Origin of the sequence: Bifidobacterium sp. W8103, from assembly GCF_016100775.1 — a bacterium.
GTDB lineage: Bacteria > Actinomycetota > Actinomycetes > Actinomycetales > Bifidobacteriaceae > Bombiscardovia > Bombiscardovia choladohabitans.
Genome location: NZ_JACFRV010000001.1, coordinates 451,010 through 463,546, shown reverse-complemented (window position 1 = coordinate 463,546; position 12,537 = coordinate 451,010). Strand labels below are relative to the sequence as shown.

At 64.6% G+C, this 12,537-nt stretch carries 11 protein-coding genes; 10 read left to right on the top strand and 1 reads right to left on the bottom strand.

Translation table 11 applies throughout. From position 1 onward, the window contains the following. Positions 1-33 precede the first annotated feature (33 nt). The 8 genes from H3U90_RS01725 to H3U90_RS01690 all read left to right on the top strand — a co-directional run bounded on the left by H3U90_RS01725 (position 34) and on the right by H3U90_RS01690 (position 9,988). Positions 34-2,319: a transglycosylase domain-containing protein gene (locus H3U90_RS01725; RefSeq protein WP_232340524.1), complete on the top strand. Its 2,286-nt coding sequence runs from the start codon at positions 34-36 to the stop codon at positions 2,317-2,319. Positions 2,320-2,407: 88 nt separating this feature from the next. After that, a complete protein-coding gene (locus H3U90_RS01720; RefSeq protein WP_198176804.1) occupies positions 2,408-3,769 on the top strand; it encodes an NADH:flavin oxidoreductase/NADH oxidase in 1,362 nt (453 codons plus the stop codon). A gap of 8 nt (positions 3,770-3,777) precedes the next feature. Then, a complete protein-coding gene (locus H3U90_RS01715; protein WP_198176803.1) occupies positions 3,778-4,521 on the top strand; it encodes a polyprenol monophosphomannose synthase in 744 nt (247 codons plus the stop codon). A 220-nt stretch (positions 4,522-4,741) separates the two neighbouring features. Then, the gene (locus tag H3U90_RS01710; RefSeq protein ID WP_288805246.1) at positions 4,742-5,599 is read left to right on the top strand and encodes a DeoR/GlpR family DNA-binding transcription regulator; all 858 of its coding nucleotides are present in this window, start codon (positions 4,742-4,744) and stop codon (positions 5,597-5,599) included. Positions 5,600-5,681: 82 nt separating this feature from the next. Beyond that, on the top strand, positions 5,682-6,965 hold the full coding sequence (gene galT / locus H3U90_RS01705) for a galactose-1-phosphate uridylyltransferase (protein ID WP_198176801.1): 1,284 nt from the start codon (positions 5,682-5,684) through the stop codon (positions 6,963-6,965). After that, positions 6,962-8,224, top strand: coding sequence for a galactokinase (gene galK / locus H3U90_RS01700; protein ID WP_198176800.1), 1,263 nt, complete (start codon positions 6,962-6,964; stop codon positions 8,222-8,224). Before galT ends, galK begins: the two co-directional genes overlap by 4 nt. Before the next feature lie 116 nt (positions 8,225-8,340). Then, positions 8,341-8,613 carry an ACT domain-containing protein gene (locus tag H3U90_RS01695; protein WP_015021435.1) on the top strand — a complete coding sequence of 91 codons (273 nt, stop codon included), beginning with the start codon at positions 8,341-8,343 and terminating at the stop codon, positions 8,611-8,613. 10 nt (positions 8,614-8,623) lie between these two features. Beyond that, complete coding sequence (locus tag H3U90_RS01690) at positions 8,624-9,988, top strand: PFL family protein (protein ID WP_198176799.1); 1,365 nt, start codon at positions 8,624-8,626, stop codon at positions 9,986-9,988. 15 nt (positions 9,989-10,003) lie between these two features. On the opposite strand, the gene H3U90_RS01685 is transcribed toward H3U90_RS01690, so the two are convergent. Continuing rightward, positions 10,004-10,657 carry a tRNA (cytidine(34)-2'-O)-methyltransferase gene (locus tag H3U90_RS01685; RefSeq protein ID WP_198176798.1) on the bottom strand — a complete coding sequence of 218 codons (654 nt, stop codon included), beginning with the start codon at positions 10,655-10,657 and terminating at the stop codon, positions 10,004-10,006. Between the two features lie 111 nt (positions 10,658-10,768). Here H3U90_RS01685 and H3U90_RS01680 point away from each other — a divergent pair, with 111 nt between their 5' ends. Continuing rightward, positions 10,769-11,803 carry an A/G-specific adenine glycosylase gene (locus tag H3U90_RS01680; RefSeq protein WP_198177571.1) on the top strand — a complete coding sequence of 345 codons (1,035 nt, stop codon included), beginning with the start codon at positions 10,769-10,771 and terminating at the stop codon, positions 11,801-11,803. A 30-nt stretch (positions 11,804-11,833) separates the two neighbouring features. Then, positions 11,834-12,496 carry a hypothetical protein gene (locus H3U90_RS01675; RefSeq protein ID WP_198176797.1) on the top strand — a complete coding sequence of 221 codons (663 nt, stop codon included), beginning with the start codon at positions 11,834-11,836 and terminating at the stop codon, positions 12,494-12,496. The last annotated feature ends 41 nt before the right edge of the window (positions 12,497-12,537 follow it).

Here is a 12,537-nt window from a genome sequence, read left to right as displayed (position 1 = left end):
GTTCGGTAGAGCCGACGGCCTAGGATGGAGACCATGCCCGAACAAAAGAAATCCATGTCGGTCAGGCGCTTCTTTACGCTGTTGCTGGCTTACCTCATCTTCTGCGTCGCAGGTGGCGTGGTAGTCTCTGGTTTCCTGTTTCCCGCTGTCTTCGGCATCAACGCCGCCTCCAGGAATCTGATGCCTGCCCTGAAGACGGACAACATCGACTTCAACGTCAACGATCTGCCCCAGCAGTCCCGGCTCTACGCCTCCGACGGGCACACGGTCATCGCCACCTTCTATGCGCAGAACAGGATCGTGGTACCCATCAAGGACGTCTCCGACTACATGCAGAAGGCCGTGGTGGCCCGCGAGGACCGTCGTTTCTTCGAGCATGCCGGCGTGGACGCCCAGGGCGTGCTCAGGGCTTTCATCCAGACCTACATCAAGCAGGGTGACACCCAGGGCGGCTCCTCCCTGACCCAGCAGTATGTCAAAAACGTGCTCATGAGCCAGGCTGAGGAAAACAACGACCCCATCGCCGAGTACCACGCCCAGGAGGAGACCATAGCCCGCAAGATGCGCGAGATGCTGATCGCGGTGCAGATGGAGAAGAAGTACTCCAAGGCCGAGATTCTTCAAGGGTATTTGAATATAGCCCAGTTCGGCACCAACGTCTACGGGGTCGAGTCGGCAGCCAGGCGCTACTTCAGCAAGTCGGCCAAGGACCTAGACCCGGGCGAGGCCGCCACCATCGCCGCCGTGACCAAGAATCCCGCCCGCTTCGACCCAACCGTCAACATCAAGGCCTCCCAGGAGCAGCGGGACATCGTCCTGGATCTGATGCGCCAGGAGAATTACATCACCCAGCGCCAGTATGACGAGAACAAGGCCAAGCCTCTGGACCAGATGCTGCACGTGCAGTCGGTCGATGCCGGATGCCAGGCGGCTGGAGACGCAGCCTTCTTCTGCGATTACGTGACCAAGCAGATCCTCAACTCCAAGGAGTTCGGCAAGAGCCAGGAGGAGCGCAACAAGCTCCTCAAGGAGGGCGGCCTGGATATTTACACCACCATGGACGTCAACGCCAACGCAGCGGCCATGAAAGCGGCCCGGGACACCATCCCCGTGGATGATCGAAGCGGCTTCGAGGTCACGATAGCCTCCATCCGCCCGGGCACCGGTGAGGTCCTGGGCTTCGGCATCAACCGCATCTACGATGCCACCCAGAACTCGGGCGGCGGCACACGCACGGCCATCAACTATGCCGTGGATCAGGTCGACGGCGGCGGCTGGGGCTTCCCTGTGGGATCCACCTGGAAGCCCATCAACCTGGTGTCCTGGATGAAGGCCGGCAAATCCATCAACCAGCCCCTGCGCACCTCCACCAGCTACCCGCAGACCTCCTTCGCCTGCAAGATGGCGGACGGCACCCCCTACGGGTTCGGCACCGGCAGTTGGCATGTGGAGAACTCCGGCGGCGGCACCACGTCGCCGGAGTCCCCCCTGCAGGGTCTGGTGCGCTCGCACAACACCACCCAGGCCTCCATGGCCCAGCAGATCGGTCTGTGCACCATAGCCGATACGGCCAAGGAGATGGGCTACCACAATTCCCCCAAGGATCAGATGGACATCCACTCGGTCAACACCTTCCAGCCGCCCATGGTCATCGGTGCGGTCCAGGCCTCCCCGCTGACCATGGCCAACGTCTACGCCACCATCGCCGCCAAGGGGGTGGCCTGCAGCCCCATAGCCATGACCAAGGTGGTCGACAAGAACGGCAAGTCCGTCAAGGTGCCCAAGGCCAACTGCCATCAGGCCATCGATCCGGGCATCGCCGAGACCGCCGCCTATGCACTCAACCAGGGCGTCGTCCAGCCCGGAGGCGAGGCGTCCACGACCCAGCTGGATGGGGGACGCAAGACCTTCGCCAAGACCGGCACCCACGAGGACAAGTACATGCTGACCGGCGGATTCGTGCCCCAGGTGGCTGCCTTCGTCACCGTGGGCAATGCGGAGGGTCAGGTCTCCTTCACCAACAGGACCATCAACGGAAGGTCCATGCACACCTGGTACGGCATGTATATCGCCACACCGGCCTGGAAGGACTTCATGAACACCTACCTGGCCGCAGCCAATATCCAGCCGGACAACTCCTACGGCAATCCCGACCCCCGGTTCACCGGCGGGGTCCAGCAGCCTCAGCCATCCCAGCAGTCGCAGCAACGGTCCTCGGGAAGACAGCGGCAGAGCTACCGTCACAGCCAGGGGGGACAGCAGGGCAACCAGGGGACCGGTCAGGACCAGTCACAGACGGTGGATTCGCCAGAGGACTAGGGCCTGTGCCTACAATGGAGACCATGAGGGATTCGTCAACGGGCGGACCACGAGGGGTGCGGCCGCCCGCCGGGAGAGGCAGGAACTGATGGTCCAGGAATATTCAGAGCTGGATGACAAGGCCCCTCGGGCCGACGGCCGGGTCAAGGAAGATCAGGCGATGCCGGGGCCGGTGAGCGGCTCCGGCAGGCTGGATGTCTCCAAACCGATCTGGCCCTTTGAGTCGGATGCCGCCGACGGAAAGAAAAAGGCCGGCAAGGCTGCCAAGGGGGTCAAATCGGCCAAGAAGGGCAAGAGGGACAAAAGAGTCAAAAAAGTCGGGAAATCAAAATCAGGCAGAAGGCGGGAGATGGCCCTGCCTGCGCTCTTCAAGCCCATGGAACTGCGCGACCAGCATATCCGCAACAGGATCTGGATGCCGCCCATGGACACCTATTCGGCCCTTCGGCACGACGGGGTTCCTACCAACTTCCACTACCAGCACTATGTGTCCCGGGCCCTGGGCGGCTTCGGAGTCGTCATTGGGGAGGCCACGGCCGTAAATCCCCAGGGGCGGATCTCACCCTGCGATGTGGGACTGTGGAACGACGAGCAGACCAGAGCCTGGCAGGGCATCGTCCGGGATGTCAAGGCCGCTGGAGCAGTGCCCATCGTCCAGCTCAACCACTCTGGGCGCAAGGGCTCCTCCGGGTGCTCCTCCATGGGCTACATCAACGCCACCGTGCCCGTGGCCGAGGGCGGCTGGCAGCCTGTGGGCCCCAGCCCCATCGCCTTTGGCAGGATGGCGGTCCCGGTCCAGCTCTCGCGGGCTCAGATAGCCTCCATCGTGGCCGACTTCCGTTCCGCTGCCGTGCGAGCCATCCAGGCCGGCTTCCTGGGAGTGGAGCTGCATGCCGCCCACGGTTACCTGCTCTCCCAATTCCTCGATCCCCTGATCAACCGACGCAACGACGAGTATGGGGGCGACCTGTCCGGCAGGATGCGCCTGCTGATCCAGGTGACCGATGCCGTGCGTGAGGTCATTCCCTCGGGCATGCCCCTGCTGGTGCGCATGTCCGCCACCGACTGGGCCACTGGCGGTTGGGGCCTGGACGAGACCATCCGCACCGCCAAGGTGCTCAAGCTGCATGGGGTGGACCTGATTGACGTTTCCACCGGGGGTCTGGTGCCGGGCGTGAAGATTCCGGCCGCTCCCAACTACCAGGTGCCCTTCTCCTACCAGGTGCGCAGCCAGGTGCTGATTCCCACCACGGCGGTGGGGCTGATCACCAAGCCCAGGCAGGCTGATCGGATTGTGCGCAAGGGTCTGGCCGATGCGGTCGAGATCGGTCGAGCCAGCCTGCGCGACCCCTACTGGCCTCTCAGGGCCGCCTACAAACTGGGGCTGTCCGCTCAGCAGGCCCCCTACCCTGAGCCTTACCGGCGCGGGGCCTACGGCATCGCACGCTGAGAGCGGCCATGGACGTTGTTCGTGGCGGAGCAGGGACCATTGTGGTCATGCCCACCTATCAGGAGGCTGACAACATCGGGGTGACCCTTCCTCGGCTCTTGGCATGCTGCCCCGAGGTCGATGTCCTGGTCATTGACGACGACTCGCCGGACGGCACCGGCGCCCTGGCCGAGGATATGGCCGGTCGCAACCCTCGTGTGCATGTCCTCCATCGGCATGCCCGCCGTGGGTTGGGTCCAGCCTACGTGCAGGGGTTCCGCTGGTCGCTGGAACAGGGCTATGACCTAATCTGCGAGATGGACATGGACGGCTCCCATCGGCCCGAGGATTTAGCAGGAATGCTGGCTGTGGCACGAGGCCATACACATCCGGGGCTGGTCATCGGCTCGCGCCGGGTGCGCGGAGGACGCACTCAAGATTGGCCCTGGTATCGGGATCTGATCTCGCGTGCGGGATCCTGGTATGCCCGCACCGCCCTGGGATCCTCGGTAAGGGACATGACCGCCGGCCTGCGGGTCTATCGAGCGGACGTGTTGAGGCGGATCGATCTGGGAAGGGTCCGATCCAGCGGCTACGTCTTCCAGGTGGATATGCTGCGTCGGGTCCAGGCCATGGGCGTCAGCGTGGTCGAAGTGCCGATAGTCTTTGTGGAGCGGGTTCGCGGCAGCTCGAAGATGGATGCCGGGATCGTTCTGGAGGCCATGGTCCAGGTGACCCTGTGGGGGCTTGAACGGTTGACCCGTAGAAACTGACATTGGCTCACATTCGTGTTCGCTTTCATAAGCGACCCGGTAGGCCTTATTTGAGTCCCAGGGGGATAAATTACGCCTTGATGAATGGATTCCTGCAAAAGCTCCGGCAGGCCTCAGGCGTATGGAAGAATGGTCCCAGTAACTGAGAAATGTCGATTTTTCGCCTATGTTTTGTGGTGGCGACCGCAGTCCGATAGCCGGCTTGCCAATTTGGGCGAATGTGTGCGATAATGTTCGAATGATATCGTCACAACGCCAACACTTGATATTGAACCGGTTGCGTACTCGTGGCGCAGTCCGTATCACCGCTCTCTCCAAGGAGCTGGGCGTCTCCGCCATGACCATCCGCCGTGACATTGCCGACCTGGCGGACAAGGGTCTGCTCAAGAGGGTTCACGGAGGGGCCGTTACCACCAGCTCGCTTCTGGCTGAGCCGCTCTTCTCGGTCAAGTCGCAGATGGACATGGGTCTCAAGGACACCATCGCCCGTCGCGCCATCGACTACGTCTCCCCGGGCGACGTCATCGCCATCGGGGGAGGGACCACGGCCTATGTTTTCGCCCAGCACCTGCTGGAGAGCCGCCAGTGCGCCGGCGTGACCCTGCTGACCAATTCCATCCCCGTGGCCGAACTGGTCCAGGCCATGGAGAGCAAGGATGTGGAGGTCATCGTCACCGGCGGTGTCATCACCCGATCCAACTCCCTGGTAGGCCCCATTGCAGACAAGGTCATCGCCTCCCTGCGGGTCAACACGGTCTTCCTGGGGACCCACTCGGTCTCCATTCCACGGGGCTTCCTGATGCCGAATTCCTTGGAGGCGGCTACGGATATGGCCCTGATGGACATCGCCGACCGGACCATCATCCTGACCGACCACACCAAGTGGAGCTGCACCTCCCTTTCCCTGTTCGCCTCCTTCGACCAGGTGGACACCGTCATCACCGACGACCAGCTGGACCAGGAGTCGGCCGAGGCAACCCGGTCCCTGGTCAAGCGGCTGGTTCTGGTGCCGGTCAACCCCGAGGAAGGCCAGGCTCAAGAGGGGTCTTCCGACAGGTCTGAGGCCCAGGTTCAATGAACGACCGGTCACACAGGGGTGCGCAGGTTGTCATAGCGGGTTGCCATGGATTGTCAATCATCACGGACGATGAAGGAGCAGCATGAAGTCAGAGCAGTATGTCCCCCAACGGTATGTTCCCGGCGACTATGCCAGGGAGCACATCCGCATCACCCCCACCAGGCTGGCCGACGGGCGTCGGTTCTTCTACCTGGACGATGATCCCGAGTATGTCTCCGGCCGCAGAACCAGGCGTCTGGACGACCCTCGTCCGTTGACCGACCGGTTCTCCCCGCATCGGGATCAGGAGGGCAGGACGGTGCCCTTCCAGCCGCCGCAGATGCGCCGGGACCCTCTGACCGGAGACTGGATCCCCATGGCCACAGCCCGTATGAACCGGCCCATCACCGCCGGTCCACAGGCCACCGCCAAGGGCAACCCCTTGGCCGCCAGAAAGCCCGGAGACCCCTACCAGGATGGGGAGATCCCCGATGTGGACTACAACGTGGCGGTCTTCGAGAACCGCTTTCCCTCCATGATGCAGGTGCCTGATGCGCAGGCGACCGACCAGCCCTCCCTGGTGGACGGCAACCCCCTCTGGCCGGTTCGCGAGGCCAACGGACGCTGCGAGGTGGTCTGCTTCGACCCTGACGAGCGTGCCCTCCCTGCCGATCTGCCGGTCTCCCGTCTGCGGACGGTGGTGGAGGCCTGGGCCTTCCGCACTGCTGAGATTTCGACCATGGATGGCATCGAACAGATCTTCCCCTTCGAGAACCACGGCCAGGAGATCGGCGTCTCCCTGGCCCACCCCCACGGACAGATCTACTGCTACCCCTTCATAGCCCCCAGGCTGGAGCAGGAGTTGAGGCAGTGCACCGCCTACAAGGAACGCACCGGCGGCAACCTGCTGGCGGACATCCTCAAGGCCGAGCTGGACTCCGGTAGACGTGTCGTCTTCCGCAACGCCACATGGGTCGCCTATGTGCCCGCCGCTGCCCGCTGGCCCCTGGAGGTCCACATGGCCCCCGTCCGTGACGGAATCCTGAGCCTGGACCAGCTCAACGACCAGGAGCGCTGGGATCTGGCCGTCATGTATTCCACCCTGCTCAAGCGGGGCAATGCCTTCTTCGACAAGGGAGACGGCAAGGGTATGGATCTGCCCTACATCGCCGCCTGGCACCAGGCTCCGCTGCACGATCCGCGGCGTGAGGACTACCGACTCAACCTGCAGTTCTTCTCCTTCCGTCGTGCCGTGGACAAAATCAAGTATCTTGCCGGGTCCGAGTCAGGCATGGCTGCCTGGGTGTCGGATACCACCCCCGAGCGGATCGCCGATCGTTTCCGCCAGCTGGGGTCCCTGGATCTGGGGAATGGAGAGAATAAATGACGACGACAGTTCAATTCATACAGGCCTGGACCCAGGGCGCTGACGGCCAAGGGGCGACCAAGGCCCGCGAGCTCTTCCAAAAGGTCTATGGCCAGGATCCCCAGGGCGTCTGGAGCGCCCCCGGCCGGGTCAATCTGATCGGTGAGCACACGGATTACAACGCCGGGCTCTGCCTGCCCATCGCTCTGCCCACCCGTACCTATGTGGCCGCCAGCCCCAGGACGGACAGTCGGGTCCGTCTGGTCTCCACCATGGATCCGGAGCATCCGGTCCAGGCTGACCTGGATGGGCTTCAGGCCCGGGGGGTGAGCGGCTGGGCGGCCTATCCGGTCGGAGTGGCCTGGGCCCTGCAGCGGGAAGGCTTCCCCCAGGTCCGTGGGTTCGACCTGGCCCTGGCCTCCTGTGTGCCCGTGGGGTCCGGGTTGAGCTCCTCGGCGGCCATGACCTGTGCCGTGGCCCTGGCCCTGGATGACCTGTTCGCTCTGGGGCTGGGCGGTGACGAGGCTGGCCGGGTCAGGTTGATCCAGGCTGCCGTCACGGCTGAGAACGATATGGCCGGCGCATCCACCGGCGGTATGGATCAGAGCGCCGCCATGCGTTGTCGATCCGGCTGCGCCCTGCGGCTGGACTGCCGGCCGGAACTGGATGCCATGAGCAACGTGCGGCAGGTTCCCTTCGATCTGCAGGCTGCCGGCCTGGAGCTGCTGGTCGTCGACACCAGGGCCCAGCATCAGCTCAACGATGGTCAATACGATCAGCGGCGGGCCACCTGCGAGCAGGCCGCCCGTCTGCTGGGGGTGGCCAGCCTGCGCCAGGCGGCTGACAAGGTCAATGGCGCCGCTGATCCGCCATCCGCCCTGGCTGCCCTGCTGGAGCAGCTGCCCGATGAGACCATGCGTCGGCGGGTCCGTCACGTGGTCAGCGAGATAGGACGGGTGGACCGCTTCATCGAGGCCTTCGGCAAGGGCGATTACGCCTTGGCGGGCCGCCTTATGAACGCTTCCCATGACTCCCTGCGGGACGACTACGAGGTCACCTGCCCGGAATTGGATGAGGCCGTGGACGCGGCACGCCAGGGCGGGGCCTACGGGGCTCGCATGACCGGCGGCGGGTTCGGCGGATCCATCATCGCCCTGGCTGAAGCCGGCAAGGGCTCCGATCTTGCCTGCGACATCGCCGAACGATTCGCCTCCAGGGGATTCAAGGCCCCCAGAGCCCTGATCGCCCTGCCCTCCTCGGCGGCCGCGCGCGAATCCTGAATCAGGCTGCAGACCTCTACGACCCCGCTTCTCCCTGTGCTCCTCTAAGCTGGGGGAACGGGGTCCCGGTTTTCAGGGGGGTCCGGTCAAGGGTGAGGTGGATGAGGAGGACGGTCATGGACAAGGCGATCATCACGGTGGTGGGCAAGGATGCCATTGGCATCATCGGCAAGGTCTGCACAGACCTCTCCCAGCAGGGTGTCAACGTGCTGGACATTTCGCAGACCATTCTGGACGGCTTCTTCACCATGATGATGATCGTGGACTGCACGGCCTGCCGGGATGATTTCGATGCACTGAGCCAGCGGATGGAATCCCTGGGAGAGGATATCGGAGTCTCCATCCGCTGCCAGCGCGAGGAGATCTTCACCAGGATGCACCGGGTCTGAGGAGGCAGCCATGATCACACGTGACGAGGTCCTGGAGACCAACGACATGATCGACCGGGAGCGCCTGGACGTGCGCACCATCACCATGGGCATCAGCCTGTTGGACTGCTCCAGCCAGGATGTGGACATGCTCTGCCGGAACATTCATCGCAAAATCGTCTCCCTGGCCGGCGACCTGGTGTCCACCGGGGACTCCATCGCCCGCGAATACGGCATTCCCATCGTCAACAAGCGCATCACCGTCACCCCCATCTCCCTGGTGGCCGCCGGAGCATGCCACACGGTGGAGGACTATGTGGCTGTGGCCAAGGCCCTGGACCGCTCGGCCCAGGAGGTCGGGGTCAACCTGATCGGCGGCTACTCGGCGCTGGTCGGCAAGGGCATGACCCCGGCCGAGCGGCTGTTGATCAAGTCCCTGCCCAGGGCGCTGAGCCAGACGGAACGTGTCTGCGCCAGTGTCAACGTGGGCTCCACCAGAACGGGCATCGATATGGACGCCGTGGCCCTGATGGGCCGGGTCGTCAAGGCCACTGCCGAGGGCACCGCAGACTCGGACAGCTCCGGCTGCACCAAGCTGGTGGTCTTCTGCAACGCCCCGGATGACAACCCCTTCATGGCCGGCGGTTTCCATGGGGTCAGCCAGGGGTCGGCCGTCATCAACGTGGGGGTCTCCGGGCCCGGCGTGGTCAAGACCGCCCTGGAATCCGCCAAGGGAGCGGACTTCGGGCAGCTCTGCGAGACCATCAAGCGCACGGCCTTCAAGATCACCCGGGTGGGGCAGCTGGTGGCCCAGGAGGCCAGCCGCCGCTTGGACGTGCCCTTCGGGATCATCGACCTGTCCCTGGCGCCCACCCCGGCTGTCGGAGACTCAGTGGGGGAGGTCCTGCAGACCATGGGCCTGGAGCAGGTGGGCGCACCTGGGACCACTGCGGCCTTGGCCATCCTCAACGATCAGGTCAAGAAGGGCGGCATCATGGCTTCCAGCTCGGTGGGCGGGCTGTCCGGGGCCTTCATCCCCGTGTCCGAGGACGCCGCCATGATCCAGGCTGCGCAAGAGGGGAGCCTGACCCTGGAGAAGCTCGAGGCCATGACCTGCGTCTGCTCGGTGGGGCTGGACATGATTCCCATCCCCGGGGACACTTCCGCGGAGTCCATCTCCGGCCTGATCGCCGACGAGGCGGCCATCGGCATGATCAATCAGAAGACCACCGCAGTCAGGGTCATTCCTGTCATCGGCAAGCAGGTGGGCGAATGGGCCGAGTTCGGTGGGCTCATGGGCGGCGGCCCGGTCGTGCCCGTCAATACCCGCTCCTGCGCGGACTTCGTCAATCGGGGTGGACACATCCCGGCGCCCATCCATAGTTTCAAGAACTGAGCGCGCTCGCGGGGTTCAGCGGCCGCCTTGGAATCCCAGCTGCCTCCAGGCTTCGTAGATGGCTATGGAGGCGCAGTTGGTCAGGTTCAGGCTGCGCAGGCTGGGCCGCATGGGCAGCCTGACCTGTTCGGCCACGTGGGGGCCGGCCATGATGTCCATTGGGTCGGGGATGTCGCCGGGCTCGGGGCCGAACAGGAGGATGTCGTCCGGCCGGTAGTCGACCTCGGTGTAGAGCTTGTCGGCGTGGGCGGTGAAGGCGATGATCCGGCTGTCGGGCATGGAGCGGACCAGGTCGTCGAAGTCCGGGTGCAGGACCACGTGGGCCATGTCGTGGTAGTCCAGGCCTGCCCGGCGCAGCTTGGTGTCTTTGAGGTTGAAGCCCAGGGGCTCTATCAGGTGCAGGATGGTGCCGGTCACGGCGCACAGGCGGATGGCTGAGCCGGTGTTGCCGGGGATTCGCGGTGAGTAGTAGCACAGGTGGGGCGTGGAGGTCTTCACCCGGCTGGCCTGATCGGCCTTCATCATGGCGTCCACCACGGAAATGGGGTTGCCGTGGGCGTCGGTGACCAGCTCGTCGGGACCATAGTTCGATTTGCGGTATCCGTACTCGTACATGCTTTCGACGGCCTTCGAGGGGTCGCCGGGCCGCACCTGCTCCTGCCTGTTCATGAGGCCAACCTACCGTCGCCAACCGACAGACCGGGCAGGGCCGGTCGGCACCGTCGGGCAGAATACGGCGGTTGAATGAGGCAGAATCGGATGGCGAAGGGTGGTGTGACCATGGTTAACGCGGATACGGTCTTGGCGGAGACGGAGCCCATCCGCCTGCGGCTGTCCGACTGGTGGAGCCGATACGCCCGCGATCTGCCCTGGCGCTTCGGACGAACCACGCCCTGGGGGGTTCTGGTCTCCGAGGTCATGAGCCAGCAGACCCAGATGAGCCGGGTGGTGCCCTACTGGACGGCCTGGATGAAGGTATGGCCGGATGCGGCCTCCCTGGCCGCCGCACCCAAGGCCGAGGTCATCACGGCCTGGGGTCGGCTGGGCTACCCGCGCCGGGCCCTGCGCCTGCAGGAGTGCGCGAAGCAGGTGGCCGGCCGGTACGCAGACCGGCTGCCCCGTGACTACGACCGGCTTGTGGCCCTGCCCGGCATCGGCGACTACACGGCCAGCGCTGTCATGAGCTTTGCCTACGGCGAGAGGATCGCCGTCATCGACACCAATATCCGCAGGGTGCTCTCCAGGGTCTTTCTGGGGCGCGAATCCACGGGGGGCGCTGCCAGCCGAGAGGAGCGCCGGCTGGCCTGGCAGGTCCTGCCCGAGGACGAAGGGCAGGAGAGTGCTGGTACCGGCGACGGAGGGCAGGAGGATGTCGATGCCGAGGACAGCGGTGCCCAGGGGGATAGTGGTCGTCTGGGGCTGGCTGATCCGAAGGTCAGGTCGGCAGCCTGGCGGGAGTCGCCCTCTGCCCGATGGAACCAGGCCGTCATGGAGCTGGGCGCCACGGTCTGCATGGCCCGCAAGCCGGCCTGCGACATCTGCCCTTTGGCCGGCCATTGCCGCTTTCTCAAGGCTGGACTGCCTGGTTTGGGCGCAGGCAGGACCAGGCCCCGGCAGCGCTTCGTAGGCACCGACCGGCAGGTCCGCGGTGCCATCCTTCAGGCCCTGCGGCGGGCTTCGGGCGCACCCGTCTCCAGAAAGGACCTGAAATCCCTGTGCGAGGACGAAATCCGACTTGATCGGTGCATCGCCTCCCTGGACGAGGACGGCCTTCTGGAGATCGGCCAGGACGGCCGCCTGAGTCTGCCGCAGTGAAGGCCGCCCCGGCGATTAGACTGGACAAGTATGGCCAAGCGACGCATGAGCGAGAAGAAGCGGCGGATGTACCGTCGCCGGAGGATTGCGGCAGCCCTGCTGGCGGTGCTCTTCCTACTGGTCTGTGCTGGTCTGGTCTGGGGCGTGGGGGCCGGCATCAGAGCCCTGCGGGGAGGCGATGGGGGGCAGGGAGCCTCGACCAGCGCCCAGCAGGAAGCAAAGACCAAATCCAAGGACAAGGACAAGCAGGGCAAGGATGAGAAGAAGGACGCGGGCAAGAAGCGTTCCTCCGGAGCTCCTGACTGCGACAAGGGGGATCTGGCTCTGGAGCTGGCTGCGCCCGATCCCAGCACTGGGGTCGGTGGATCCATCGACTTCACGGTGACCATCCGGCACAAGGGAACGGGTTCATGCTTGGTGGACGGTTCCGACGGCGGCCGGGTGCTGGTCATCACCAGCGGTCAGGATACCGTCTGGCGCTCCGATGCCTGCCCGGTGGGGGCCCGCACCCTGCTCATGGCCACCGGCGACAAGGACGTGCAGACCATCACCTGGCATGCCGACAGGAGCCAGGAGAGCTGTCAGCCCGACCAGAAGCTGCCTCGGGTCAAGGCCGGCTCCTACCAGGCCAAGCTGGTGCTCAAGGCCGATTCGCACGTGGTCTCCCAGCCAGTGCCGGTAATGGTCCAATAGCAGCTTTTTCAAAACGACACGCCGATTGCGTTCAGAGTCCT